The sequence below is a fragment of the Mameliella sp. AT18 genome, from assembly GCF_028807275.1.
Taxonomy (GTDB): domain Bacteria; phylum Pseudomonadota; class Alphaproteobacteria; order Rhodobacterales; family Rhodobacteraceae; genus Antarctobacter; species Antarctobacter albus.
The window spans coordinates 1-24,260 of sequence record NZ_JARAMO010000284.1 but is presented as its reverse complement, the minus strand read 5'-3'; the positions used below and the strand labels follow the sequence as shown (position 1 = coordinate 24,260).

Genomic DNA, 24,260 nt, shown 5'->3' with positions numbered 1-24,260 from the left:
GGAGCGGCACCAGAGCGTGACAGGTCCAAGACTCCCAAAACGTCGTGCCTCCCGAGCCGGCGGTTCTTGCGGAGCTAAGCAAACGATAACCTACCTCTTCTAAGACGACCGAACCTACAGTTGCTTCTTGGGAGAAGAATGGCTCATAACGACCGTGACAAGGTGTCGGCGTCGCAAAGATTTAGGCGCTAACGGTTTGTTATCCCGGTTGCTTTGTCAGCTTCGACATCATCCGGCATTTCCCTCAAAAAACTGTGCCCCTTCTGTAATCGTCGGCCGAGCGTCTCGACAAATCCCTCGAAGCGCTCCCGGCCTTTGATCTGGGCTGACGACTGGGCGTCCTCAGGGAGTGGCGGCGTGATCGTCAGCCAGAACCGGATAAAAAGAGCTAGCGTCTCAGCGCTGATCCCCACATCCCGCTCCAGGCGTTGGACCTGACGCGTCAGACGGTCGAGCCTACGCGTGAACGCGGCCTCCATCCGATCGGACCCGTCGGGTGACAGAAACGACGCGACGGCGGCCTCGACGATGGCGGAACGGGACAGGCCCTTGCGATCAGCGAGATCGGCGATCTGCTTCAGCATCTCCGGCGGGAAATAGACATTCATCCGGCTGCGCATGGTCTGGCCCTCACAATTCAATGCCGTCTTTTGGGTCCAAGGTCGCCTGCCGCGCGATCTGGCGGCCCTGCTGACGAAATGCCCGTGCCTGCTTCGCGGGCTCGTCGGCATCGTCCTCAAGCAGGTCGAACTCCCTCGACGGTTTCGGCTCTTTGGGCGGCGGCACGACGTCTTCATATTCAGGTAGGTCCGGCTGTCGCCGCATTCCGCCATTCGCGGCGTCTTCGGAGTCCGCGTCATCATTCGAGGCGCGCATTGCAGTCGGCGTGACGATGTGATCGGCCCAGGTATCGTCTCTTTCGGGCGGGGTGGTTTTGGACGGGTCGGGTGGTGCTGAGATTCTCTCCGTGAACCTTGCGTCTTCATAGTAGCGAGCCTTCTTCGCCCGGATCGGTGGCAAGCCCGCGACCATGACGATCTCGTCCGTGGCCGGAAGCTGCATGACCTCGCCGGGTGTGAGCAACGCCCTGGCCGTCTCCTGCCGCGACACCATGAGATGCCCCAGCCATGGCGAGAGCCGGTGGCCTGCATAGTTTTTCATGGCCCGCATCTCTGTCGCCACGCCAAGCGCGTCCGAAACGCGTTTGGCCGTGCGTTCGTCATTGGTCGCGAAGCTCACGCGAACATGACAGTTGTCCAGGATCGCATTGTTCGGCCCATAGGCCTTCTCGATCTGGTTGAGAGATTGGGCGATTAGGAAGGCCTTCAGCCCATAACCAGCCATGAAGGCGAGGGCGCTCTCGAAGAAATCGAGCCGACCGAGTGCCGGAAACTCGTCGAGCATGAGCAACACGCGTCGGCGCCGGTTCGTGGCCTGCAGGTCCTCGGTCAGCCGCCGTCCGATCTGGTTTAATATCAGACGGATGAGCGGTTTGGTGCGCGAAATGTCGGACGGCGGCACCACCAGATAGAGGGTGGCAGGCTGTTCTCCGTCGATCAGATCGGCGATGCGCCAGTCGCACTGACGGGTGACCTTCGCCACCACAGGATCGCGATAGAGCCCGAGGAACGACATGGCGGTGGAGAGAACGCCGGAGCGTTCGTTGTCGGCTTTGTTCAGAAGTTCCCGCGCCGCAGACGCGACCACCGGATGGGGGCCGGCATCGCCCAGGTGCGGCGTCGCCATCATTGCCTTGAGCGTAGCCTCGATCGGCCGCTTTGGGTCGGAAAGGAACGCGGCGACGCCCGCGAGGGTCTTGTCCGGTTCGGCATAGAGCACGTGGAGGATGGTGCCGACCAGAAGTGAGTGGCTGGTCTTCTCCCAATGGTTGCGCCGCTCGAGCGACCCTTCCGGGTCGACCAGAATGTCGGCGACGTTCTGGACGTCTCGGACTTCCCAGTCGCCGCGGCGAACCTCGAGCAGGGGATTGTAGGCGGTCGAAGCCGGGTCGGTCGGATCGAAGAGAAGCACACGGCCGTGCCTTGACCGAAAACCGGCAGTCAAATCCCAGTTCTCGCCCTTGATGTCATGGACGATGGCCGAGCCGGGCCAGGTCAGGAGAGTAGGGACGACTAGGCCGACACCTTTGCCCGAGCGCGTTGGCGCAAAGCAAAGTACGTGCTCGGGCCCGTCGTGTCGAAGGTAGTTCTCCGCGAACTTGCCGAGTACGACGCCGTCCGATCCGAGGAGACCGCTCTTGACGACTTCTTTCGCCTCGGCCCAGCGTGCGGACCCGTAGGTGATGACGTCCTTGGCTTCCCGCGCCCGCCAAACTGACATCAGGATGGCTACGCCGACCGACAGGAAACCACCCGAGGCTGCGATAACTGCGCCTTCTACAAAGATCGGCGGCGCATAGGCGTCATAGGCATACCACCACCAGAAGAAGGCTGGCGGATAGTAAAAGGGGAAGCCCACCAGATCGAACCAGGGCGTTCCGAGTTGAGGCTGAAACCCAAGCCGCCAGGCAACCCACTCCGTTGCGCCCCATGTGGTGGTGAGGACAATGAGGAAGACGACGGCGATTTGGCCCCAAAGGATCTTGGTTGCGGACATGGTCATATATGATGACCTTTGGACCGGCCGCTTTTGCAAGCCAAGTCGCGTAGTCGTCAAAAGAATGGCGGTTGTTGCGCACATAAAGGATGGATCGAATGCCTGCCGACCCGGAAAATGGCATCAGCCATTCCGGCGGGCTCGCGGCAGGGTGGCAAACGCCGGCGTAACCGTCGCGCTATGTAGAATGCCGCTTTGAACTGGAACGGGAATGCCGTTAGATTTCCGAGCGATGAGGATTTTTGCGCGAACACTTTGGGGGACGAGTATTGGCTTGGGATTCAGGACTTGATCAGGGCAGTGTTGCATTCGGCATCGCGGCTGCACCGGAACCACGGGTTCGAGTGATCGCGGGACCGGGGACGGGAAAATCGTTCGCGATGAAACGACGCGTGGCTCGGCTACTCGAGTCGGGGATCGACCCGAACGAGATACTGGCGGTCACCTTTACGCGCGTGGCCGCCGAGGACCTGCACCGGGAGCTGCAGAAACTGGATACGCCCGGCTGCGAGGAACTTAAGGGGCAAACCTTGCACAGCCTCGCGATGCGAATCCTCGCTCGGAAGCACGTGCTGGAGGCCGTCGGCCGCGCACCTCGGCCCCTGAACACGTTCGAGACGAAGGCGATGATTTGCGATATCGCCGATGCCAATGGCGGGAAGCGCTTGGTTAAGAGGTTGATCCAAGGCTACACGGCAGCCTGGGCTCAGAGCCAGGGAGACGAGCCGGGCTTCGCGAAAACCGAGGAGGAAAAGCAGTTCCAGTCCGATCTGCTGGACTGGCTAGATTTCCACCAGGGCATGCTGATCGGCGAGCTTATCCCGTATCTAGTCCGCTACTTGAAGGACAACCCGGCCGGCGCCGAACGGAAGGAGTTCAGGCATCTCTTGGTGGACGAGTTCCAGGACCTTAATATGGCCGAACAAACAGCCCTCGTTTACCTTGGCGAGACCGCGGAGGTTTGCATCGTCGGCGATGACGATCAGTCGATTTACAGCTTTAAGAATGCCTATCCCGACGGCATCCGGGAATGGAAGGATCTCCACCCGGGGTGCGCCGATCTCGAAATGGCGGACTGTCATCGGTGCCCCACGACGGTCGTCGATATGGCGAACGCGCTCATCGCAGTCAACCAAAACCGGCTGCCCCGCGCCCTAAACCCGCTGCCGGAAAAGGGTCCGGGGGAGGTGGCCATCGTACAAGTGCCCTACCTCTCCAGCGAGGCAAAGTGGATCACAAAAAAGGTGACGGACCTGCTCGCGAACGGCGTGCACCCAAGCGAGATCATCATTCTCGTCCAGCGCGCCGTCGCGGGGCGCCCCATTCTCGATGCGCTGAAACAGGCGGGTGTTCCCGCCAAGTCTTATTATGAGGAAAGCCAGCTCGATTCCGAGGCCGCGCAGGAGCGCTTCGCCACCTTCAAGCTCCTGCTCAACACCGAGGATCGGGTGGCGCTTCGATACCTGTTGGGCGCGGGCGACAACGATTTCCGCCGGAGGCCCTACGCTCGGGTGCGCGCGCATTGCGAGAGCAGCGGAGACAGCCCGTGGACCGCGATGCAGAAGCTGGCCGATGAGGTGTTGGCGCTTCCCCACACCAAACCGCTGGTGGAGCGTTTCAAGACGATCAGAGCTGAACTGGATGCGCTGGAAGGATTGAAGGCGGATCTGCCCGCTTTCATCGACGCTCTCTTCCCAACTGACGACGAGAATTTGTCGGAGTTGCGTGAGCTGGCGCTGGCGCAGATGGAAACGGTCGCCGCGCCGGAGGAATTGCTCGGCGGTATGATGGAGGAAATTACGCAACCCGATATCCCTCCCACGGTCGAAGAGGTGCGGCTCATGAGCCTTCATAAGAGCAAGGGCCTAAGCTCGCCCTTCGTTTTCGTCGCCGGTTGCGTGGAGGGTATTTTGCCGGCCGCGCCTGATCCGGACTGGCCGAAGGAAGTGAAGGATGCCGCCCTCGAGGAAGCGCGAAGGCTCTTCTATGTCGGGATCACGCGCGTGAAATCCGACTTGGCGAACGGTCGCCCGGGTAGTCTCTTCATCAGCTACCCGCAGCAGATGACCATCAAGGACGCCTACGGCGCCAACGTGGCGTTCAAGACAAAATCCGGCCCAATGGCGAACCTCCTACCGAGCCGCTTCTTGGGCGAGCTCGGCGCGGCTGCGCCCAAACCCACGGCCGGAGGCGCGTGACGGAAGTTGGCGACACGGGAGGAACTATATGCCAAGTTTGGCATCACCGCCGAGGCGGGGCAGCTATTTGAGACCGAACTCGGCACGTTGATACTGTGCTCCCAGGCGCTCGAGCACGGATGGCACGTCGCGCCGGACGGAGAGATGGCGCGAGCTGCGCTGGACGAGATCGACAGGAGCACACTCGGGCGCCTCCTGCACATCCTCGAGAGTCGTGTCCGGCTTGAGGGAGGTGTCGAGGAAAGGTTCGCTTCAGCTCTTAAGGCGAGGAACCGCCTAAACCATGGCTTCTACGAAAGGCACAATTTCAAGATCCAGACCGACGAGGGGCGCGATGCGATGATGGTGGATCTGGAAGCCCTACACCAGGAACTGTTCCAAGCTTGGCGAATCGCCAGCGCTATGACCTCGCTCGTGTCGGAAATCATGCTGCATGATGCCGGACGAACGCCGTAGCAAAACCGCATCACCTCGATGTCATCTCAACCATTCGCGGTCTCACCTCTTTAGGCTCGCGACCTGATAAGCGACAAGAAACAGGCGATATTCGTGCTCCTCTTGACCGAGACAGTCCAAAGCGGCGCGACGAAGCCGCAGGTGCAAGGGTAGACAGCGCAACCCCGGCGGCAAATAGGCGGTGGGTCTTGATACCTCTTGGGCTGCGGTGGTGCTTTATCATCCGTAGCGACATGCACATCGTCGCTCAAATCAGGTTTGTCAGCGTGGTCATTTCATGCCCGGTTGTTGTCTCCATGAACACACTTTCTTCGAGCCGGGTAACTCGAGCCGCGCGTACGGCGAACATAAACGAGTCCCATGGTTGGAACACCTGTATCTCGCCGCCAGCTAGCATGGTGCCGGTGAAAGGCCTTACGTCCTGCTGCTCTATGGTCAGATGCGTCGGCGTCTCTGAGTTGAGATAGAAATGAGTGGCATCGCGCAGTGACGCTTTGGTGTGTACGCGAGCCGCCAGTTCACCGAACTGATGGGGTAGGACTGTCAGGCCCTCTAGGCCATACGGGCCTTTCTCGCCGTGAATCATCTGCAGCCCACCATCGTTTACGAAGGCGAGTCCCAACTTACCCAAGCGCATCGCGATCGACTGGCCGACAATGTCTGTAGAGAGATCAAAATCGTTGTCTGGACCGTCAATTCGATACCAATAGAGGGTAAAGGGGAACGTGCCGTGTAGAGCGCCAAACCTAGTGGGCTTTCGGGCACTTTGAAGTATTAGCTGACAATGGGCGAGTTCACCAATGAAATCGGCTGTCACGATGTTGCCCAGCGTTGGATCTTTTCGATCCAGCAGGAGTGCGGTTTCTTTGACCAAAATGCCGACAAGAATCTTGGACATCCAACGTGCCACGGTAAGCCTGTCTGCGCTGGTTTCAACATAACCGCGTTCAACTACCTCCTGCACTTCGGTCTCAATACGGGACAGGAACCCCGTATTGCATTCTGCACAGCAGGGAACGGTTAGACTGCGATAGGGAATAAAGGTGCCGTTGATTAGCGTAAGCCGCTCGTCAAATAGCCCGAACCTTGTTTGAAGCCACTTTGGGAACACGTGTTCGCCCACCCCTGTTGTCGGTGCCCCCCCCCGCAGACGAAGCAACGCCTTGTGCGGATATTGGCGCCGTTTACGGCACGTTCGACCTTCGCCATGACGTAGTCGCTGTGGGGGGCAGATCTTTTAACCTCAAACAAGTGGCTTGGCCTTCTACATTTGATGAGTGTCGTCTTCCGAGGCTGTAAGACAATAGTCCAGCTACCGCAGGCAATGCCAGATCGCATTTTCTCATCATCATTGGAGCCTCGAAATTCTACTTCATTTTGTCGCCCGAGAATCGATGGCGTCTGCCAATTTGCGCTTCGTGGTTTGCGAATCCGGAACTTTAGCCCGATCGGCTTGAAGGTCCTCTGTTTGCATCGCGGCGTCCAACGCTGCCGTGCCGCTTACGGCCAGCGTTCGGCGAGCCTCCCAAACCTAACGGCCTAAGCCCCGCTTTCGGCCGAAGATCCAGTCAACTCCGCCGCTACCTCGCACCAGCCCCGATACTTCTTGCCCCAGCTTCTTCTCAAGCGATGGCGACCAGGGGACGAGTTGGAAACCGAGCCCGCTATCGATCATGGCGAAGCGTCCGGAGGATAACGTCAGCCGTTGGCGATAGGTGCCGGCGACATGCTCACCGGACCCGGACTTCACATGGGGCAGTCCTGTTTCACCAGCGAGCTTTGCGGCCGCGGCGTCCAACTCGCGCCGGCGCAGTGTGTTGAGCAGATCGCGCTGCAGAATGATGCGCTGTCCCTGCCGGCGCGCAAACCCTTCCTCGGCGAGGTGTTCGGCGCGTTCCTTCATCGCAACGCCGACCTCGCCCCCGAATCCGCCGGTCGAGAGTGGCATCGGATCTCGTTCGACCAGACGGTGATCGAGCCAGGTGGCGCCGGGCGCACCGACCTGTGCGTTGAGATCGAGATCTGAGCGAAGCGCCAGCACGAGGGTCGGTCGCCGTTCATCCACCCTACCGAACTGTCGCACTTCGACGATACCGCCGAGGGGCGGTGCGTGCTCGAAGCTCTCAATGCCCCGGAAACGGACATGATGGGCACGGCCGTCGGTGCCGTCGATCACGGCATAGGCTTCGCCGGTCAATTCGTCATGTAAGCCTCGATCGACCAGCCGACCGATGATCGGCGACCCCGCTTCTCCGGTCTCGATCGCGAAGTCGCCGATGCCACGGTCCTGGCCGCGTTCGGCAAAGGCACGGTGCATGGTCTTGATGATGTCGCCCCGCATGCCGAGATCGCGCAGTTTTCGTTCGGCCTCGAGACCGACCATCCATTCGCCGGGACCGGCATGGGCGGCGAGCCCCATCTTCTCCAGATGCTTCAGGCGACCGATCATCAGCCGGCGGGTTTCGCCGGTGCTCATGTCGCCAGCATCCGGACGAAGATCGATAAGCCCGGTATCGTCGGCGGCGAAACGGATCTCGCGGTCGAGGCTCGTCCAGCGCTCGGCGGTTATCTCCTTTTCGAGCGGCGCGCGGATCTCGTGCTCCAGCTTGGGGCCGAGCTCCAGAGAAACCAGTTCCTCGCTGCGCGACCGCAGGCCGCGGCTGATATAGTCGCGCGAAATCACGAGATCGGCGCCGGTCTCGTCCATACCGCGCACCAGCAGGTGGACATGCGGGTTGTCGGTGTTCCAGTGATCGACGGCGACCCAGTCGAGCCTTGTGCCAAGATCGGATTCCATTTGCCGCGCGAGATCGCGGGTGAACGCCCTAAGGTCCTGCATGTCGGCAGCGTCCTCGGGCGAGACGATGAACCGGAAATGATGCCGATCATCCTCACAGCGCTCGGCGAAGGCGTAATCGTCTGCTCTGTCGTTCGTCGCATCGAACATGATGCCGCGCTCACCATCGCGGGTGACGCCCTCGCGCTTGAGATAGACGACATGGGCGGTGAGTGGTGCCGAACGAAACGCGCGGCCTTTGTGACGGACGACGCGGGCCTTGACGACGACGCGCCTGGAAGAGCTGAACAGACGGGCGCGAGCGAAACGTGTGCGGCCCCGGCCAAAGCTCGATCGGCCATAGCCGGACCCGCGGCCACCGGTTCCGGAACTCGAGACGTGGCCGGACTTCTTGGCGGCGCGGATCACCTGATTGATGAAGCCCTTCTGGCGGGGAACCCGTTTGTCGCGGATACGACCAGGACGGATATGGAAGTCACGCTCGTCACCGCTCATCGCCGCCCTTCCTCATACCGGGAACTGGCCGCGGTGCCGCAAAAGGCATTGAAATCACGTGACAATTCATTGGCAGCGGCACGCGGCCCGACCGACCGGCACGCCGGAACCCGTGTCATTTCAATGACTTGTGGTTCGACCGGCGCGCCCCTTTTATCTCGCCGTCCTTCGGTCGTGCTCTCCCGCTCAGCATGCATCTCCGCTTCCACTTTTCGGAAGCACGCCATTCTTTGCCATGAAGCACTCATCGTCATTGGCGCCCATGCGCCTGCAAAGGCGTGACGAACAGACCGCTATCTCGCGGTGCGAGACGCTTGTCAGTCTCCTCGATCGGCATCTCTGTCGCGGTCACGGGCTCCACCAAAGCGGGTTCCGAAACAGCAGTCGCGCCGCCGTTAGCCTGCGCGACGAAGAGCGGTGACTGTGTCCAGTCGCTGCGGTTGATCTGGACCGGGATCGCCGCGAGGGACGCGGCGGAGGCATCGACATAGGGCGCAAGCGCCGCAACGTAGTTGCGTGTTTCGGCCGGCAGGGGACGCCCGCCGACGAGGTATTCGCCGTAGCGACCCGGTCCCGCATTGTAGGCGGCGAGGAACCCAGGTGACCCGTATTTGTCGTGGAGTTCGCGCAGATAGGCCGCGCCTGCGAGGATGTTGCCGCGCGGATCGAATGGATCATTCCCGAGGCGATATCTGGCACTGAGTTCGATCCAGGTGTCGGGCATGATCTGCATCAGGCCCATCGCCCCTTTTGACGAGATCGCGCGCGCGATCCCGTCGCTTTCGGCCGTCATCACCGCGCGAATCCAGTGTTCGGGGAGCCCGAAGCGGTGCGACGCCTCAGCAATATGGGCGGCAAAGGGATGTGCAGCGGACTGTTCGCATCGCGAAGTATTCTCGGCGCGTGCATGTGCCGGAGCGATGGCCGGCAAGCTACCGAGCGACAACAGGCCGGAAAGGAGAAGGAGGCCTGTCCGGCGAGTAGTGCCGAGCCTGCCTGCGGCGTTACGGGGTTTGGTCTGGTTTTGCATTCTGGACATGGGCTCAGTCCTTGTCGCCGCGCTTCGGAGGACGGTTCCATTGCAGAGTCCAGGTGTCGGTCTCGGCGTCGAGCTGGAACAGATTGGCGCGGATCGGACGGTCGAATGCTGGGTCGTCAAGCTGCAGGGAAACATAGTCGCCGGCCTTCTCGCCAGTGCGTTTCCAACCGGCTCCGACCTCGGGGCCGGAGCCGTCACCAACATGAACACGAAAGTCCGGCGCGTTCTCGGTATCGGACGGTTCGGCGGGAACGAGGACCAAGTCGCAGTCGAATGTGAGCGTCTGGATGCGTCCGGTGAAGCCGGATTTCGTGCGGGTGAATTGTCCTATCTGTGTCATGGGTTGGGCCCTTTCGTTGCGGTTGGAGACTGTCGGGGCGGTCGGTCACCGGACCGGCGCACGCCACTCGAACTGGCCGGTTCCGTCCTCGTCGGTGATGAGCGGCATGGCATGACCGATGACCGCGCTTTGCGACAGCGGTCCGAAATACCGCCCGTCGAGGCTGTCCGGATGCTGCCAATTGAGGAGAAACACCTCGCCGTCGGCGATGCGGCGGCAGCCCTGCCAGACAGGCAGGGCGCGGCCGAACCGATCCGTCGCCCGTGCTTCCGCCATCTCGATCCCGTCGACGGTCACGTCGCTGCCGCGACGGCAGACGCGCTGTCCGGGGAGCGCGACGATCCGCTTGAGGAGCGGCACTCCGAGCGGCAGATATCCGCGCTGGTCGAACAATCGGGCGAGAGGTTCCGGCGGTGCGACCGCGACGAGGTTTGGAACCTCGAAATGGTCGTCCGGCTGGATGACATAGAGACCCACCGGCGCGCTGGCAGAGGCGTTCCAGATAAGCTTCGGCGAGATCGGAACGAACGACAAAGCGCTCATTGCGACCGCACTGACGGACGTGATCATGACGTAGGTGAGCTGGGTCATGGTTCCGCCCTATGCCGCAGCCGCCAGGCATGATGCTGCGTGCGTGTGTAGTTGCGCGGCTCGTGCCCTGCGGTCAGACGGTTGTGGACGTGGCGCCAATAGTCCGGCGCGACGTCGGCTGGATCGATGTCGAGTGCCTCGATGGCGTCGACCGCCTGCAGCACGCGCTCAACCTTCGGCCAACCCGTGATCTTGAGCAGGATGTCGCCGCCGGGACGCACGAAGGGCAGCGTCTGATAGGGCGCGCCCGGTGCGACGACGCGAACGATATCGATGCGTGAGATGATCGTGCCATAGTCGTTTGCGCCCCAGCGGACGAAGGCGAAAATGCTGCCGGGCGCGAAGCCGACGATGCGCCGCTTCCGGTCGAGAACCTGCTCTTCGGCGATGCGACCAAACCGGATCCAGTGCTCGATCCGTTTCTCGACCCAGGTGAGTTCGACCCGCGTCAGATCATCGGCGGGTTGCCGTGTATGTGTGATGTTGCCGCCCATGCGCGACACAGAGTTGCCGGTCATGGCTGCTCTCCTTCGGGTTCGGGAAATTCGCGGGCGAGCAGATCGCGCAGCATGTCGGCGACGGTGACGCCGCGTTCGAAGGCCGCGATCTTGATGCGTCCGCGTAGTTCCGGCGTGATGTCGATGGTCAGCCGCGCGGTGAATTCGGGGTGTTTCGCCTCGGCGCGGCCCGCCGATCTGATCCAGTCCTCGGGATCGCTCGGTCGCGCCGCGAAACCGCGTTTGGTCGGGCGGTCCTTCATCGGGCCAACCTCCCGATCTCGGTAGCGAGGGTGGTGATCTCCTTTGCGGCCAAGCTGTCGCGATCGATCTCGAAGGCGAGCCGCCCAAGTTGCGCTGCCGTGGCGAAGACGACGCGCTGTCCGACAGACGCACGCAGCACTGGCGGATCCTGATCCGCGAGTGCCTCGGAGGTTTCGCGGGCGATAATGGTGCGCGCGGCCGAGCGGTTGAGAACGAAGCGCACGATGAGCTGCGGGCGGAATATCCGCGCTTCCTCGATCAGCCGCAGAATCTCGGCGGAAGCCCAGCCATCGAAGGGGGACGGCTGGACCGGGATGAGAACAATGTCGGCGGCGAGCAGTGCCGAACGCATCAAGCCTGCGACGCGGGGCGGTCCGTCGATGACGAGGTAATCGACATTGCTCGCCAGTTCGGGCGCCTCACGATGCAGCGTGTCACGTGCCAGGCCGATGATGCCGAAGAGCCGTGGTAGGCCTTCTCGAGCGCGCTGCTCCGACCAGTCGAGTGCCGAGCCCTGAGGGTCGGCGTCAATAAGCGTGACCCTGTCGCCACGCCGTGCCCATTCGCCTGCGAGGTGCAGGGCAAGGGTGGTCTTGCCGACGCCGCCCTTCTGATTGAGGAGCGCGACGATCATGACGCACCTCCCGGAGTTTCCTTCTTCAGCGCATGGGAGGAGGGGGGCGGAGCGCCGCCTGGGTCGGTGTTTTCCCCAGACTGCCTGTCTCTTAAGAAGTTAGATTCTTTGTTAGACTCTAAGTTAAGGGCGCGATTTTCGGTTTGCTGGCGGGCACTTAACCCCCGTTCGGGTTCCCGATAGCACGAGGGTGCGGTTCCCGATGGCACGATAGTTGGGGTTCCCGATAGCACGACGGCGTCCACTGCTTGTCCACAGGCTACGGGTTCGAAGGCGAGCAGGGTGCGACCTGCTTCGAGATCAAGGAAAAGCCGGTAGCCGGGAAGTGCTTGGCGCTTGACGATGGCGCGCAGTTCGAAGGCGAAGCGTTTGAACGGCGAGAGGCTGCCGGATTTGAGATAGAGGTGGCGGAAATCGAAGCGCCAGCCGCCGGTCTGTTTGCCGCCGTGCTTGCGCACGATGCGGTAGAGCCAACGGTCGAGCCCGCCGGTCAGACTGAAATACGCCCGGTCGATGGTGAGGACGAGGGCGTCATCGAGAACCGCCCTGTAGAACCAGTCCGGGACGATGAGTTCGATGCCCTCGGGATTGCCGCGCGCATCGCTTCGTTCCGTCCATTCGTTGATCCAGGAGAAGCGCTGCATGCGCCGCGTCGGCTCGTTTGCGCGCTCCGAGCGCATGCGCGGCTGCCGTGGTGGCTGTCGGAGCGTTGTCGCCACCGTCGTCGATTGCAGACGATCGAGTGCAGCCTTGAGGCGCTGATAGTCGCGCGCTCCGGTGCCGCGGCCGATGAAGGTGAGGATATGATAGGGGGTCGCCGCCATCAGGCGCGAGGTGCGAAACCCGTTGTCGCGGGCCTCGACGATCTGGCTTGCGGCCCAGATCAGGATATCGGCGTCCCAGATGGTGGCCATGCCGTGTTCGGGCACGGCCTCCACGCGGATCGCGACCGCGCCGGACCGGAAGTCGATCGGCGTCGTTCTTGGGGATTTCGACAAGCTGAAGAAGGGATAGGCCATGAGGTCCTGCGCGTCGCGGGGCGCGAGATCGCGGGGGAGGGCGCGAAACAATTCGAGCTGTGCTCTCTCCGATGTGCGTGATCGCGCCATGGTGAGAGATCAGCGGCGGTTCGATCCGGCGTGCGCGACGCCGTGAGGCTTGGCGGGGAGCACCGTGCCGGCGCCGGGATCCGAGGTGGAGGTCTTTGCGCCGCGATTGGCCCAGGCCTGCAAATCCTCGACCGAATAGACGACACGGCCGCCGAGCTTGCGGTAGTTGGGGCCGGTCCCATAGGTGCGGTGCTTTTCGAGCGTCCGGCCGGACAGGCCGAGGAAGCGCGCCGCTTCGGGGGTTCTCAGATAGCGTGGCGGCAAGCCGGTGGGCGTTGCGGACATGATCGTGCCTCCGTGATCTTTCCAGGGGCCGCCGGATATCGACGGCCTGCGGGGAGCAGGGTGGCGGAGAAGGCGAGGCGAGAGGGAGTGCGAAGACGCGGCGGCGCTTTCGCACCCTTCAGGTCTGAGGGAGGTGGCGGAACAAAAGTGAGCGGTAGCCGCCCTCGACGAGCTTGGTGCTTTCGCGGAAGCGGCGCATGACGGTGTCGCGCTCCGGCATGGTTTTCCATGCGGTGGCGCTGACATGATCGGCGCCCAGAACCACCTCGGCGATCTCTTGGTACGTGGCTCCGGATCGACGACCATCGAGGATCCGGAGCATCTGGCGGAGATTACGTCTGCGGTAGGGACTCACGCGCATGTCGGGCACTGGTCGTCGGTGGTGAACTGCCGACGCGAATCGCCGGATCGCATCCATGCGATCCTCGATAAAACGATCGAGGAGGGTCGTTGCTGCCACCGGACCAGTTGGCGGATGGTCGCCAAGGCACAGGGCCGGGAAGCGTTGATTGGCAATTTCAACGTAGAGGTAATTCCCTTCCGGCGCTCTGTGGGCAGGCGTATCGGGCAGGGTGAGAACAGGACTATCGGTTGCAAGGTCCCGCGAGGGCGATGTCAGAAGCAGCGTTCCAGGGTCGAAATGCGGCGCAAAGAAGATATCCGCATCGGTGGCGCGACGGGTCGGGGAAACGGGGAAATCGCAACCCCCACAGTCTGGTCAGCGCATCGCTGGCGGATTCGCGCTTTTGTTTGGGAACGCGTTCGTAGTCGCCCTGATATGACCGATTTCGGCGCAGGAATTCCCAAGCGAGACCCGCCGGGTCGAGCCGGTCGACATAGTCGTGGGCCTTACCATGTCGCCAGTCCGCGTCCTCCGCCATGGAACGCCTCCAACAGATGCTGACAGGTCTACTTGGACGTCAAAGATCACGTTCTGATTGCATTCGCGGTAGACTTTGTTCGGGCAAGGGGTGATGCCGATACCGCATCGCGAATTGGCTATTGCAGGTCACCGCGCAGCAAGTGACGATAGCCGTGTTCGGTCATCCAGCGTGCGCGGGCGAGGTGGCTTGAATGGACCTTCAACGCGTGGTCCCGGTCTTGCCGCGGATTGATCCCGAAGATGATCTCGACGGCTTCCTCCCAGTCGGCGCCCTCGGCATCGGCGTCGAGAAGCCGTAGATATGTCTTGAAATGCGCGCGATCGTAATCGGTGATCCGATCCTCCGCCGGCGGTTCGTCGAGGTAATCCGGGTTGGCCATCCGCTGTCCCATCGCGGCGGGTTATGAAATCCCGCTTATTTCGTTAACACAATATGAACACATTCGCATGCCGTCCGGCAATCGGGTCAAGGAATGTGCGGGCAAGATGGGGTCGGGATGACGTGTCGCCATCGCAGGAGCAGCGACTAGCTCCGTCGCGGTGAATTGCCTGCGTGTGTGTCATGAACGATCATTACTCCTTCGCCTCGTTCGGAGTTGAGGAGCACGATGCCATTGCCTTCGAGAGCCCTGCGCACCTGATCGCGCGTCGATTCGTAGACCTCGAGATCGCTTTCGGATTCGAGGCGCTTCAGCGCGGTCAGTGATATGCGAGCCTTGTCGGCGAGCGTCTCCTGCGTCCAACCCAGTAACGCGCGCGCGGCCCGCGATTGTCGGGCGGTGATCATGCATGATCACCTCCCACCACGATATATGCGCACGCCAGAACTACGACTAATTTAGTCGTTCTTGGTCGAATTCGCCATAGAATTATTGAGTTTTTGCAGATCGAAACGGAATGGCGGCGAAACTGATTCGGTCGCCGGATGGGATCGGCCCCCCCCGGATTTGCCGGGCGGGGCCTCGTCGAACCTCACTCGCCGTTGCGGCGGGTGGGGCGGGACCAGATCAGGCTGTAACCGCCGTCGTCGTCCTCGAAGAGGTTGGCGTAGATTGGAGCGGTGAAGCTCGGATCGTCGAGCTTGAGACCGAGATAGTCGCGGCCCTCGTTCGACTGCTTGGACCAGGCGGCCCCGATTTCCGCGCGACCGACCAGGACCCGATGGCTGGGTGCGTTCTCGCTGGCCTGGTTGGTGTCCGGGACGATGCGGACGTTCTTCGCTTGCACGTTGAGGGTGACGATTTCGCCGGTGTATTCGTTGCCGGACTTCTTGAAGGTGCCGATGGTTGCCATGGTAGTTCTCCTTGATCACTGGTTTCGAGCCCGCACCATGCGGCCTCGATGGCGATCGGAGGGGCCGGAGGCGATCGACGGCGCATCGCCTGCGACCGCAGTGTGAACGGAGGATGGCGATCCGGTGGGTTTCTTGTCTCGCGAGGAATGGCGGCGCAGCCGGCAGGGGAAGAAACTTGACGGGCGTCATTGCGCCATAGGCGATCGAGGCGCAGCCGGTCTTCGGCCAGATCAGCCCATTGGAGAGGCCGTTTGGAGCGGTCGGCTCACAGGGATTGTTCAAGGAGAATTTGGCAACGCCGAACACCCTGGTTCTCGTCCGGCGAATGCACGGAAAGCGTCTGCCGCCCTGCAGGTCAGTCCGCTTGATATCCAGCGATGCAACCCGATGTGGAAGCAAGCCACTCCGCGTCCGGCGCCGGTCGCCCCGTTCGGGGCACGGTACGCCATACCGTGCGGGGCGGCGACTCTCGACCGAAATCGTTGGTCCGAATAGAGCCTCGCTTCCACATTGCTCAACCTTCGATACGAACGCGACGGACTATCTCCGCCCCTGTCCCGGCTTCGCCTGCAGGGGCGTTCAGATGCTGGCGGGGATCTGCCCGGCAGGTCCGGGCGGGGCCATCGAGGTCACGCGCGCGAAGGCCGTGATACCGACCGCCACCGCGCCGATCACGGAGAAGGCGGTCTCCCAGGTTTCCGACGGCGTGAGGTGTTTGACGATGCCGTGGGTGGCGTGGAAACCCGCGATGGCGGCAGGCGCAACGAAGGCGAGCGCGACGGCAAGCTTCAGCCACATGGGCCGGGCGAACAGGATGAGGAACTGCGCAAGGCCGAACACAAGGCCCGCGCCGACAACTCCGACAAGGACGCTGCCCGGCAGGCCGGCTCCGGTCTGATAGGCCCACAGACCGGCCGCGACACCGCCTAGGGCGGGCAAGGCATAGGCGGCAAGTGTGAACAGCAACCAGCAAAGGGCGCCGATCGCTGCAAGTGCAACAAGAATCGATAAGATAATCATGGTGGTGTCTCCGTAAGGCGAGGTTCGAACGGTCGCGCCTCCACCACCACCATGGCGCGATTGAAGGGTATCACTATAGTGCTCGCTCAGCGACCCGCTAGATGTGCATTGTGCGATTGCTGCGTGAAGTTCGAATTGCCTCCGATGCCACGTAGAGCCGAATATGTCGTTCTATTGCTTGGTTATCCTCCATCGGACAATCCGGGCGCGCCCTCTATCTTACACAAAGAATGATATTTGACATTTTGACGCATGTAGTACATGAAGATCGATGCTGACCAATAAGGATAATCGTATGCAAATCACAGCCGATCAGTGCCGCGCCGCCCGCAGCCTGTTGAACTGGACCCAAGACCAACTTGCTACGAACGCCAGCGTTTCTCGCGCTACTATCGTCGATTTCGAATCCAACACACGGCAGCCGATGAAGAATAATTTGCGCTCCATCGCGGACTGCATGTTCGCTGCGGGGATCGAGTTCATCCCCGAGGATGGAAATTCCGGTGTCGGTGTCCGTTTTCGTGAACGGAAGCTTGAATACACCAGCAACGTGAGAATCGATCGCTTCAACCGTGCAGCGACGATGCGGATGCGTTACGCAGGGGAAGATTTCCTGTGCGTTATCGATCTCGACGCCGTTGACGACCACCACCGGGCGAACTTCGCCACCGATGAAGAGTTTGGGAAGGCGATCAGCGACATTCTGCACATGGTACTGACTGCGGCCGAGCGCTTTGCCCCGACCGACATCAGGGACGGGAAGTTGATCATCACCTACGACATGCTGCAGTCAAGCTGACCAGGGTTGACCATGGATACTGTGCAGGAGAACCTCGCCAATTGGTCTACTTCGCGCATGGCCAGCATCCCTGTCGCAGGCTTGCTGTCGCGCAACCCTATGGCCTATAAGTGGAAGGCACCATTTCGGAGCTGGATGCTTCGCGAAGCGGTGTTCTGGCGCCTGCATGATCTGCTCACGCAATCCTATGCGCTTCATCAACAAGGCCACGGCCTAGGTGCGCGCATACTTCTTCGCAGTGGCTTTGAGACGGTGGCGGTGTTGGTCTATTTGAACCAGCAAATGCAGCAGGTTCTGGACGGGAAACTGAACTTCCACCTATTCAGCGACAAGACGACCACACTGCTAGCCGGTTCACGCGACGGATCGACCACGCATCGGTCGCTCAATATCATGACGATCCTTGAGAAGTGCGATAAACGGTATCCCGGTCTTGCAAAGCTCTACGCCATCCTCTCAGAAAGCGCCCATCCGAACTACGAGGGCATGATTACGGGCTATTCGAAGGTCGATCATGACGAATACGAAACGCACTTCTCCAACCGCTGGATGGAACTGCACGGTGACAAACACCTCGGTTCCATGGACATGTGCATGATGACCTTTCATCATGAATACAACGATGTCTGGACGGGCCTCATGGAAAGGCTAGAAGCCTGGATCGAAGCAAACGACGCCACGCTGGAGGCTACCAAGAACGACTCGCTGCCCGGGTGATGTAGGGTGCATGCAGCGAACTCACACTTAAATAGATAAGCGGCGCCGGCCGCGGTTCATTCGAACCGCCACACCGGGATGCCGAGCTTCCTGGCCTTGTCGGCGAGGTTCTCCTGAATGCCGGTGCCGGGGAAGAGCATGACCCCGATCGGCAGGACATCGAGCATCTGATCATTGCGCTTGAACGGCGCGGCGCGGCCGTGCGTGCTCCAGTCGGGTGCGAAGCCGATCTGTTTGACGTTGCGGTGATCGGCCCATCGGGCGGCGATCTTCTCGGCGCCCTTTGGCGACTTACCGTGCATCAGTACCATATCAGGGTGCTTGGCATGCACCTGGTCGAGCTTGTCCCAGATCAGCTTGTGATCGTTGTAGTCGGCGCCTCCGGAGACGGCGACCTTCGGACCGGCGGGTAGGAGCACTTCGCGGTTGGCGCGTTTGCGCTCGGCAATGAAGTCGCGGCTGTCGATCATGGCAGAAGTCAGTGCGCGATGGTTGACCTGTGAGCCGGTGCGCGGCGACCATGGTGATCCGGTGGTACGCAGATAGTGCTCGGCGGCGCTGTCGCGGAAGACCTCCAGGCTGTCGCGTCGTTCGATGAGGCCTTGTCCGGTATCGATGAGGCGTTCGAGCTCGACGGCCTTGATTTCCGAGCCATCCTGTTCGCGCTGCCCGCGCTTTTGAGCCTGTTCGTTGTCGTCGAGCTTGCGTTCGAGCCTGTCGGTGGCGCGGTGGAACATGTTGACCGTCGACCAGAGCAGATCGTCGAGTTCGCCATCAAGGGCGGTATCCGCCATGGTGGCGATCAGGGCGTCGAAAATATCGGAGACGGCGCCGGCAATGACGTTGTCTTCCGGGACGAGGCGTGGGTCCGGTCCGTGGCCGAGATGACGGTAGCCATGGAGTTCCAGTTCGTTCAGCGCGTGCTCGGTCGGCGAGGATTCGTGATGGGGTTCGAAGGTGTCGTCGTCGAGTGTCATCAGGTGGCTCCCTTTTGTCGGTTGGCCGCGCCCGCCGCGGCCTTCATGGCACCGAAAGACGGCGGGCGGACCGGGCCTGCATCCTGGAGCGGCAGCGGAAGGACCGGAGCGTCAGCGGAGGATGGCGAAGGCCGGCGATTTTGTTTCGCGGTGGAAAGCGGCCGTCAGGCCGCGCCGGAAAATCGTTGGCCGCAGCCATTGCCGGACCGGGCCGCCTGCTGTCCGGTCGCCCTCTGAAGAAGGCCGGGGCGCGGCCCTCTCCGACATCCACGGGGAGCCGTTGACGAAAGCTGCGACGTCGCCGCCATACCCCGCACCGCTACCCGGTTCAGGCGGACAGAACGGATTCCATGAACCTGGCGACATCCCGCGGGGCGAGTTGGACCCGGATCGAGGCCCGGAGGGTGTCGAGGCCACGCAGGCGCAGATCCTCGTTGAGATCGCCCAGCATCGGCGAGAGCGGTAGAGCCTCTATGCCGAGCGAGTCTGCCCGTTCGACGAGCGTATCCCGCGCGCCGTCGCCCGCCGGATCATCGTCACTCACGATATAGAGCCGGCGCAGCGTGTCGGGGAACAGTATGGCGGCGAGATGGGCTGCGGAGAGTGCGGCCGCCATCGGCATCTCGGGCAATACGCATCGCAGCGACAGCATGGTCTCGATGCCTTCGCCCGCCGCCATGACCTCGCCCGCCACGCCAAAGCGTACCGCATGGCCGAGCAGGTCGCCCATCGCCCGTCGGGGTGTCTCGATCGGGGCCTTGCCGAGTGCCGCCTCGCTGAACCCGTTCGGATCGAGCCAGGTGCGATGCGCGCCAGTCTGGCGACCGTCGAGATCGGTGACCGACGCGATCAGGGCCGGCCAAGTCTCTGTCGGGCTGTACTCGTCGGGGCGGTAGTAGCAGCGCGGATGGAACCGCAGCGATCCGGTTCCGTGCAATGCCGTAATGCCGCGCTTACGGAAATACGATTCCGCGCGTGTGCCCATAATCGGCTGCGCCATCGAGAACAGTCGCTTGGCCGCCAGGGGCGAACCCGTTGGTGCGGGCGATTTGCGTCCGGTCGATGATGCCGGCTCCGGTTCGGGATGCGGCACGCTGAGAAACCGCCGCGCCTCGTCGGCCACGTCCCTGAATTCCGTAAGGCCGCAGCTTTCGCGGATGACGTCGAGGAGATCGCCGTGTTCACCCGTTGCGGCGTCGGTCCATTTGCCGGCGGCGCCTTTGCCGAATTCGGGTCCCTTGAGGCGTACGAACATCGAGCGCCCCTTTGTGTTGCGCACGTCGCCCACGATCCAGTAGCGGCCGGATTTGTGGCCGCTCGACAGATATTTACGGCAAACGGCTTCGGCGTCGTAGGCAAGCCGCGCCGCGAGATCGCTCGCTGATTTCGCCATATCGCGCTTCCCTCAAAGAAAAAGGCCCGCGTCGCCGCGGGCCAGTTTGCCGGTTCGGATACCGCACTATTCGGCGGCGACCACGTGAGATGTCGCTTCGGCATCGTCATTTTCGTCCGGAACGTCTTCGGTGCCCATGGCCGTTTCACCGTCTTCGGTCGCCGAGTCCGCTACGCCCGATTCCGGTTCCGCCGGATCGCCGATGGTTTCATGATCGCCCTGTGCTGGTTCACCCGGCGTGCGCAGCGGCTCCGGCAACCAGCCGGTGTCGGCGAGCAGAGTCTCGGCCTCGGTCGCCATGTCGCCCTTTTTGAGATGGGCGATGCGATCGGCGGCGTGTTCGCCTTTCGCCTCGGTGACGGCCTGCAGAATACGCGCCTTGGTAACGCGGCCGAGGAAGGTATCGACGGTCGGACGCCATCCCGCCGCCGCCATGTCGAGGCCGACGGTCTGCGCAAGGACATCTGCGTGGGCGAGGGCCCGCAGGCGCCGGTTCCAGGATTCGGAAACGGCATTGACCGAGAGGCTGACGATGTGGGCGAAGAGACTGGCTTGCTTCTGTCCGTCCCACTGCAGAAGTGCGCCCCAGAGTTCGTCGGACTCCTTCGGCAAACGCTTGGACCACGCCTCGTGCCGGGCGTTAGCAACCTCGGCGATTACGCTGTCGTTCAATCCAGGTGTCTGGGCGCTGAACCCAACACTCTTCAAACCGAGTTCGAGACAACTGTTGGAGCCATAGTGGTAGAAGATCGTCAGCGTCAGGGCGTGCAATGCTGCGACGAAGGCGATGTCCGGCCGTTCAGCGAGCGCGTTGCGCAATCCTAGCGTACGATGGGCGGTGAGTTCCGCCATCAGCCGGTCGGAGATCGGCGACAAGCCTTCGTCCTCATCGGGTTCGGACGGTTCATCAGTGCTGTTGGAGGTTTCACCTTCGTTGCCATCGCTGTCCGGTTGCTCGGTGCCAGTGCCGTCAGCATCACCGCCGCCGGATTCCGGTTCAGGCACGATCTCGTCCTCGGGACGGACGAAACCACGCTCGACGCGCAAGCTGCCGTCATGCGCGATGCTGACGAAGGCACCGGCCCGGATGATCTCGTCCGGATCGAATTTGACCGGGCGATCCTCGAAGGCCTCGAGCGCCGTCTCGATCTCGCCGAGACGCGTGTCGACGTCGTCGGGCAACTCATCGGCCTCGGCATATTGTTCTTCAAGCTGATCGAATTCAGCCTTCAGCGCACCCCGAGCGGCTTCTTCCTCCGGCGAGAGCGGGACCTCCTCGCCACGCAGTTGGCGTAGGCCGAAGGTGTGCCCGTAGGGGAAGTCGGGAACGGCATCGGTCCACTTCCAACCCTCCGCGACAATGGCCTCAGCTTTCTGCCTGAGCTTGTCCATCACCATGTCCTCGACGAGCGGAACGTCCTGTAGCCATCCACCGTCATCCGACTGGAACAGATCACGCAGCACCGTGCCGCCGGCCTCGACATAGGCGTCGATCCCGATGAACCGCGCGCGCTTGTCTGAAGCCCGAACCGCGCCCTCGGTCAGCATGCGCCGGATGGCATAGGGCTGCTTGTCGTGGGACTGCCGCAGGCGCTCGAACACCTGCTCCTGGCGCTCATGGTCACCCGACACGGTGAACGCCATCAACTGGTCAAGCGACATGCCGTCCTCGGCATAGATATCGAGCAATTTCGGCGAGACGGAGGCGAGCTTCAGCCGCTGTTTCACGACATTAACCGAGACGAAGAAGGTCGCGGCGATCTCCTCCTCGGACTGGCCCTTCTCCTTCAGCGTCAGGAAGGCACGAAACTGATCAAGCGGATGCAGCGGCGCCCGCTGGACGTTCTCGGCGAGGGAGTCCTCCTCAGCGATGCCGTCCTCGCGCACGATGCAAGGCACGGGCGTGGTCTTCGTCATGCGCTTCCTCTTCACGAGAAATTCCAGCGCCCGATAGCGCCGGCCGCCGGCCGGGATTTCGAACATGCCGGTCTCGGTCCCGGCCTCGTCGATTACGGGCCGGACGCTGAGACCCTGCAGAAGACCGCGCCGGGCGATGTCCTCGGCGAGTTCCTCGATCGAGACGCCGGCCTTGACGCGCCGGACGTTCGACTGGGAGAGCACGAGCTTGTTGAAGGGAATGTCGCGCGACGACGACAGGGTGATCTTCTTGGCTGCATTCGCCATGATGATTTACTCCGCGACGGGCGCCGAGAGCCTCTCTCTCGACTTCCGACCCGTCACGGAAAAGGGCGCAGCCCTCTCACTCTCACTTTGTCGATTGAGCGGAAGACAGACCCAGGCAGTGGCACCTCAGCGGCGGTCCTGAAGCGTCGCCGCGGCGGCACGCAGCCGCCGCTCGCCTTCGACAATGTTCCCGGCCTGCCGGGCCGCTTCCGCATAGACCGAAAGCGGGAAGGTGGCCTGAAACAAGATGTCGCGTTCGATCCCGAGACCGAAAGGCAGGCGCGCCAAGGTGAGTTCGGCAAGGCTGCAGGAGCCGAGTTCCGGGCATCCGAAACCGAGATCGGCAAGGCCGAACAGCGTATCGCCGTCCGCCTCCATCTCGGTGATCAGCCAAGTGCCCGCGCCGACCGGATTGAAGAATTTCGCGACGGGCACATGATCGATATCGCGCTGCCGTCCATTGGCGAGCAGCCGATCGCGCAATTCGTCGGTCAACAGGATCATGCCACCCTCCTGTCGCAGGAGGTCTCCACCGAACTGGTCTCCACGGCATCCGGCGCGACGGCCAGAAGCCAGTCGGCGGCCTTGCCCGCCTGGCTGGCGGCGCGGACGATGGCGCGATTGTCCTCGCGCAGCACCTCGAGCCAGGAGCCGATGTAGTCGGCGTGCCGGACGGTCGGCGTGATGCCGAGTGAGGCACAGCAGAACGCCGCGTTGATCTCAGCAATGAGCTCTTCGAAGGCGTATTTCTTGGTGCCGAAGGAGCCCGAGAAATCACGCCCCAGACGCGAGGCATGGCCTGTCGCATGGCCCAGCTCGTGCAGCGCGGTGCGGTGCCAATTGATGGGCTCGAAATAGGCCTGCGGCGGCGGCACTTGCACATAGTCGTGGGCCGGCACGTAGAAGGCCCGGTTGCCGCCGATGCGGAAGTCGATGCCCGTCGCTGCAATCAGCGCCTCGACGTGCGGATCGATCAGACCTGTCGGCACGGGCGGCGCGGCAGTCGCCACATCCTCGGGCAGGTTTTCGCACTGATCGGTGTTGAAGACGGTGAAGCGCTTCAGGAATGGGATCGCATGGGCTTCCTTGCCGGTCTCGCGCGCACGGCGTTTCTCATCATCCGGCACGAAGCGGTCTGCATAGACGACGGTGGTGCCGCGTTCGCCCTTGCGGACGTTACCGCCCATCGAAAGTGCCTGGCGGAAGGTCAGCCAGCTTTGGCCGGAAAAGCCGCGTTCGATGACGGCGCCCCACAGCAGCAGGATGTTAATGCCCGAATATTGTCGCTCGGTGGAGGCGTTTTTCGGTAGGCCAAGGGGCGCCTTGGCCGCCGCCGTTCCCCAGGGCTGAACCCAGGGCACCCGGCCGGCTTCCAGCTCGGCGATGATCTTGTCGGTGATTTCGGAATAGAGATTGGTCCGATCGCGCCGGGCGCCGGATTTGCGGTTCTGTCTGGACATCGCGGTTCTCCGCGACGGGCGCCGGAATCCTCTCCTCCGGTCCTCATCCCGTCACGGAAAACCCGTCCACACTCTCACTCTCAAAAAGGGGGCGTTGCGGGGGGAATCCCGCCCGCTCGAAGGGGTCGGCCGAGACGATAGACTCGGCCGCAGGGGAAGGCTTTCCCCTTTGGCTATTCAAGAGTAAGCGGTGCGCTGGTCACACGGTCTTG

Annotated in this window: 27 protein-coding genes; 4 read left to right on the top strand and 23 right to left on the bottom strand. The window is 62.2% G+C overall.

The window, feature by feature from the left end; all coding sequences use genetic code 11:
• Positions 1–188 precede the first annotated feature (188 nt).
• Both PVW46_RS23250 and PVW46_RS23245 read right to left on the bottom strand, forming a co-directional pair.
• Positions 189–620, bottom strand: coding sequence for a ribbon-helix-helix domain-containing protein (locus PVW46_RS23250; RefSeq protein ID WP_274577923.1), 432 nt, complete (start codon positions 618–620; stop codon positions 189–191).
• Positions 621–630: 10 nt separating this feature from the next.
• Positions 631–2,616, bottom strand: a complete 1,986-nt coding sequence (locus tag PVW46_RS23245; RefSeq protein WP_274577921.1) for a conjugal transfer protein TraG — start codon at positions 2,614–2,616, stop codon at positions 631–633.
• Positions 2,617–2,858: 242 nt separating this feature from the next.
• Here PVW46_RS23245 and PVW46_RS23240 point away from each other — a divergent pair, with 242 nt between their 5' ends.
• Both PVW46_RS23240 and PVW46_RS23235 read left to right on the top strand, forming a co-directional pair.
• Complete coding sequence (locus PVW46_RS23240) at positions 2,859–4,814, top strand: ATP-dependent helicase (protein WP_338020546.1); 1,956 nt, start codon at positions 2,859–2,861, stop codon at positions 4,812–4,814.
• A 6-nt stretch (positions 4,815–4,820) separates the two neighbouring features.
• Positions 4,821–5,270: a hypothetical protein gene (locus PVW46_RS23235; protein WP_274577918.1), complete on the top strand. Its 450-nt coding sequence runs from the start codon at positions 4,821–4,823 to the stop codon at positions 5,268–5,270.
• Positions 5,271–5,517: 247 nt separating this feature from the next.
• Here the strand turns inward: PVW46_RS23235 and PVW46_RS23230 are convergent, their stop codons facing one another.
• The 16 genes from PVW46_RS23230 to PVW46_RS23160 all read right to left on the bottom strand — a co-directional run bounded on the left by PVW46_RS23230 (position 5,518) and on the right by PVW46_RS23160 (position 16,518).
• Positions 5,518–6,393: a hypothetical protein gene (locus PVW46_RS23230; RefSeq protein ID WP_274577916.1), complete on the bottom strand. Its 876-nt coding sequence runs from the start codon at positions 6,391–6,393 to the stop codon at positions 5,518–5,520.
• Between the two features lie 408 nt (positions 6,394–6,801).
• On the bottom strand, positions 6,802–8,562 hold the full coding sequence (locus PVW46_RS23225; protein ID WP_274577915.1) for a relaxase/mobilization nuclease domain-containing protein: 1,761 nt from the start codon (positions 8,560–8,562) through the stop codon (positions 6,802–6,804).
• A 250-nt stretch (positions 8,563–8,812) separates the two neighbouring features.
• Positions 8,813–9,601 (bottom strand): lytic transglycosylase domain-containing protein, encoded by a 789-nt coding sequence (locus PVW46_RS23220; RefSeq protein ID WP_274577913.1) that lies wholly within the window; start codon positions 9,599–9,601, stop codon positions 8,813–8,815.
• A gap of 4 nt (positions 9,602–9,605) precedes the next feature.
• Positions 9,606–9,941: a DUF736 domain-containing protein gene (locus tag PVW46_RS23215; RefSeq protein ID WP_274577912.1), complete on the bottom strand. Its 336-nt coding sequence runs from the start codon at positions 9,939–9,941 to the stop codon at positions 9,606–9,608.
• Between the two features lie 45 nt (positions 9,942–9,986).
• Positions 9,987–10,532 (bottom strand): S26 family signal peptidase, encoded by a 546-nt coding sequence (locus PVW46_RS23210; protein WP_274577910.1) that lies wholly within the window; start codon positions 10,530–10,532, stop codon positions 9,987–9,989.
• Complete coding sequence (locus PVW46_RS23205; RefSeq protein WP_443137063.1) at positions 10,529–11,050, bottom strand: DUF2840 domain-containing protein; 522 nt, start codon at positions 11,048–11,050, stop codon at positions 10,529–10,531. The genes PVW46_RS23210 and PVW46_RS23205 overlap by 4 nt, the downstream gene beginning before the upstream one ends.
• Positions 11,047–11,292, bottom strand: a complete 246-nt coding sequence (locus tag PVW46_RS23200) for a ribbon-helix-helix protein (protein ID WP_274577907.1) — start codon at positions 11,290–11,292, stop codon at positions 11,047–11,049. Before PVW46_RS23200 ends, PVW46_RS23205 begins: the two co-directional genes overlap by 4 nt.
• Positions 11,289–11,927 carry a ParA family partition ATPase gene (gene parA, locus PVW46_RS23195; RefSeq protein ID WP_274577905.1) on the bottom strand — a complete coding sequence of 213 codons (639 nt, stop codon included), beginning with the start codon at positions 11,925–11,927 and terminating at the stop codon, positions 11,289–11,291. The genes PVW46_RS23200 and parA overlap by 4 nt, the downstream gene beginning before the upstream one ends.
• The gene (locus PVW46_RS23190) at positions 11,924–13,036 is read right to left on the bottom strand and encodes a replication initiator protein A (RefSeq protein WP_274577903.1); all 1,113 of its coding nucleotides are present in this window, start codon (positions 13,034–13,036) and stop codon (positions 11,924–11,926) included. Before PVW46_RS23190 ends, parA begins: the two co-directional genes overlap by 4 nt.
• Before the next feature lie 9 nt (positions 13,037–13,045).
• On the bottom strand, positions 13,046–13,321 hold the full coding sequence (locus PVW46_RS23185) for a helix-turn-helix transcriptional regulator (protein ID WP_274577901.1): 276 nt from the start codon (positions 13,319–13,321) through the stop codon (positions 13,046–13,048).
• Between the two features lie 118 nt (positions 13,322–13,439).
• Positions 13,440–13,781, bottom strand: a complete 342-nt coding sequence (locus tag PVW46_RS23180) for a DUF2285 domain-containing protein (RefSeq protein ID WP_274577899.1) — start codon at positions 13,779–13,781, stop codon at positions 13,440–13,442.
• Between the two features lie 124 nt (positions 13,782–13,905).
• The gene (locus PVW46_RS28830) at positions 13,906–14,202 is read right to left on the bottom strand and encodes a transcriptional regulator domain-containing protein (RefSeq protein WP_443137062.1); all 297 of its coding nucleotides are present in this window, start codon (positions 14,200–14,202) and stop codon (positions 13,906–13,908) included.
• A gap of 118 nt (positions 14,203–14,320) precedes the next feature.
• Positions 14,321–14,596 carry a DNA -binding domain-containing protein gene (locus tag PVW46_RS23175; RefSeq protein WP_274577897.1) on the bottom strand — a complete coding sequence of 92 codons (276 nt, stop codon included), beginning with the start codon at positions 14,594–14,596 and terminating at the stop codon, positions 14,321–14,323.
• Between the two features lie 134 nt (positions 14,597–14,730).
• A complete protein-coding gene (locus tag PVW46_RS23170; RefSeq protein WP_274577896.1) occupies positions 14,731–14,991 on the bottom strand; it encodes a helix-turn-helix domain-containing protein in 261 nt (86 codons plus the stop codon).
• Positions 14,992–15,176: 185 nt separating this feature from the next.
• Positions 15,177–15,497: a DUF736 domain-containing protein gene (locus PVW46_RS23165; RefSeq protein ID WP_274577893.1), complete on the bottom strand. Its 321-nt coding sequence runs from the start codon at positions 15,495–15,497 to the stop codon at positions 15,177–15,179.
• Positions 15,498–16,077: 580 nt separating this feature from the next.
• Positions 16,078–16,518, bottom strand: coding sequence for a hypothetical protein (locus PVW46_RS23160; protein ID WP_274577891.1), 441 nt, complete (start codon positions 16,516–16,518; stop codon positions 16,078–16,080).
• A 271-nt stretch (positions 16,519–16,789) separates the two neighbouring features.
• Here PVW46_RS23160 and PVW46_RS23155 point away from each other — a divergent pair, with 271 nt between their 5' ends.
• Complete coding sequence (locus tag PVW46_RS23155) at positions 16,790–17,317, top strand: helix-turn-helix domain-containing protein (RefSeq protein WP_274577888.1); 528 nt, start codon at positions 16,790–16,792, stop codon at positions 17,315–17,317.
• A gap of 12 nt (positions 17,318–17,329) precedes the next feature.
• Complete coding sequence (locus PVW46_RS23150; protein WP_274577885.1) at positions 17,330–18,034, top strand: hypothetical protein; 705 nt, start codon at positions 17,330–17,332, stop codon at positions 18,032–18,034.
• 56 nt (positions 18,035–18,090) lie between these two features.
• On the opposite strand, the gene PVW46_RS23145 is transcribed toward PVW46_RS23150, so the two are convergent.
• The 5 genes from PVW46_RS23145 to PVW46_RS23125 all read right to left on the bottom strand — a co-directional run bounded on the left by PVW46_RS23145 (position 18,091) and on the right by PVW46_RS23125 (position 24,048).
• Complete coding sequence (locus PVW46_RS23145; RefSeq protein ID WP_274577883.1) at positions 18,091–19,011, bottom strand: DUF2493 domain-containing protein; 921 nt, start codon at positions 19,009–19,011, stop codon at positions 18,091–18,093.
• A gap of 328 nt (positions 19,012–19,339) precedes the next feature.
• Positions 19,340–20,404 carry a DUF7146 domain-containing protein gene (locus PVW46_RS23140; protein ID WP_274577880.1) on the bottom strand — a complete coding sequence of 355 codons (1,065 nt, stop codon included), beginning with the start codon at positions 20,402–20,404 and terminating at the stop codon, positions 19,340–19,342.
• Between the two features lie 66 nt (positions 20,405–20,470).
• A complete protein-coding gene (locus PVW46_RS23135) occupies positions 20,471–22,588 on the bottom strand; it encodes a ParB/RepB/Spo0J family partition protein (protein WP_274577877.1) in 2,118 nt (705 codons plus the stop codon).
• 126 nt (positions 22,589–22,714) lie between these two features.
• Positions 22,715–23,092, bottom strand: coding sequence for a DUF2958 domain-containing protein (locus PVW46_RS23130; RefSeq protein ID WP_274577875.1), 378 nt, complete (start codon positions 23,090–23,092; stop codon positions 22,715–22,717).
• Entirely contained in the window at positions 23,089–24,048 is a 960-nt protein-coding gene (locus PVW46_RS23125) for an ArdC family protein (RefSeq protein ID WP_274577872.1), read from the bottom strand. Before PVW46_RS23125 ends, PVW46_RS23130 begins: the two co-directional genes overlap by 4 nt.
• Between the last annotated feature and the right edge of the window lie 212 nt (positions 24,049–24,260).

Bases quoted from the DNA above. Each gene is read 5' to 3' on its own strand.
- PVW46_RS23250 (WP_274577923.1), bottom strand. From the start codon at position 620: ATGCGCAGCCGGATGAATGTCTATTTCCCGCCGGAGATGCTGAAGCAG.
- PVW46_RS23245 (WP_274577921.1), bottom strand. From the start codon at position 2,616: ATGTCCGCAACCAAGATCCTTTGGGGCCAAATCGCCGTCGTCTTCCTC.
- PVW46_RS23225 (WP_274577915.1), bottom strand. From the start codon at position 8,562: ATGAGCGGTGACGAGCGTGACTTCCATATCCGTCCTGGTCGTATCCGC.
- PVW46_RS23220 (WP_274577913.1), bottom strand. From the start codon at position 9,601: ATGTCCAGAATGCAAAACCAGACCAAACCCCGTAACGCCGCAGGCAGG.
- PVW46_RS23215 (WP_274577912.1), bottom strand. From the start codon at position 9,941: ATGACACAGATAGGACAATTCACCCGCACGAAATCCGGCTTCACCGGA.
- PVW46_RS23210 (WP_274577910.1), bottom strand. From the start codon at position 10,532: ATGACCCAGCTCACCTACGTCATGATCACGTCCGTCAGTGCGGTCGCA.
- PVW46_RS23205 (WP_443137063.1), bottom strand. From the start codon at position 11,050: ATGACCGGCAACTCTGTGTCGCGCATGGGCGGCAACATCACACATACA.
- PVW46_RS23200 (WP_274577907.1), bottom strand. From the start codon at position 11,292: ATGAAGGACCGCCCGACCAAACGCGGTTTCGCGGCGCGACCGAGCGAT.
- parA (WP_274577905.1), bottom strand. From the start codon at position 11,927: ATGATCGTCGCGCTCCTCAATCAGAAGGGCGGCGTCGGCAAGACCACC.
- PVW46_RS23190 (WP_274577903.1), bottom strand. From the start codon at position 13,036: ATGGCGCGATCACGCACATCGGAGAGAGCACAGCTCGAATTGTTTCGC.
- PVW46_RS23185 (WP_274577901.1), bottom strand. From the start codon at position 13,321: ATGTCCGCAACGCCCACCGGCTTGCCGCCACGCTATCTGAGAACCCCC.
- PVW46_RS28830 (WP_443137062.1), bottom strand. From the start codon at position 14,202: ATGGCGGAGGACGCGGACTGGCGACATGGTAAGGCCCACGACTATGTC.
- PVW46_RS23175 (WP_274577897.1), bottom strand. From the start codon at position 14,596: ATGGGACAGCGGATGGCCAACCCGGATTACCTCGACGAACCGCCGGCG.
- PVW46_RS23170 (WP_274577896.1), bottom strand. From the start codon at position 14,991: ATGATCACCGCCCGACAATCGCGGGCCGCGCGCGCGTTACTGGGTTGG.
- PVW46_RS23165 (WP_274577893.1), bottom strand. From the start codon at position 15,497: ATGGCAACCATCGGCACCTTCAAGAAGTCCGGCAACGAATACACCGGC.
- PVW46_RS23160 (WP_274577891.1), bottom strand. From the start codon at position 16,518: ATGATTATCTTATCGATTCTTGTTGCACTTGCAGCGATCGGCGCCCTT.
- PVW46_RS23155 (WP_274577888.1), top strand. From the start codon at position 16,790: ATGCTGACCAATAAGGATAATCGTATGCAAATCACAGCCGATCAGTGC.
- PVW46_RS23150 (WP_274577885.1), top strand. From the start codon at position 17,330: ATGGATACTGTGCAGGAGAACCTCGCCAATTGGTCTACTTCGCGCATG.
- PVW46_RS23145 (WP_274577883.1), bottom strand. From the start codon at position 19,011: ATGACACTCGACGACGACACCTTCGAACCCCATCACGAATCCTCGCCG.
- PVW46_RS23140 (WP_274577880.1), bottom strand. From the start codon at position 20,404: ATGGCGAAATCAGCGAGCGATCTCGCGGCGCGGCTTGCCTACGACGCC.
- PVW46_RS23135 (WP_274577877.1), bottom strand. From the start codon at position 22,588: ATGGCGAATGCAGCCAAGAAGATCACCCTGTCGTCGTCGCGCGACATT.
- PVW46_RS23130 (WP_274577875.1), bottom strand. From the start codon at position 23,092: ATGATCCTGTTGACCGACGAATTGCGCGATCGGCTGCTCGCCAATGGA.
- PVW46_RS23125 (WP_274577872.1), bottom strand. From the start codon at position 24,048: ATGTCCAGACAGAACCGCAAATCCGGCGCCCGGCGCGATCGGACCAAT.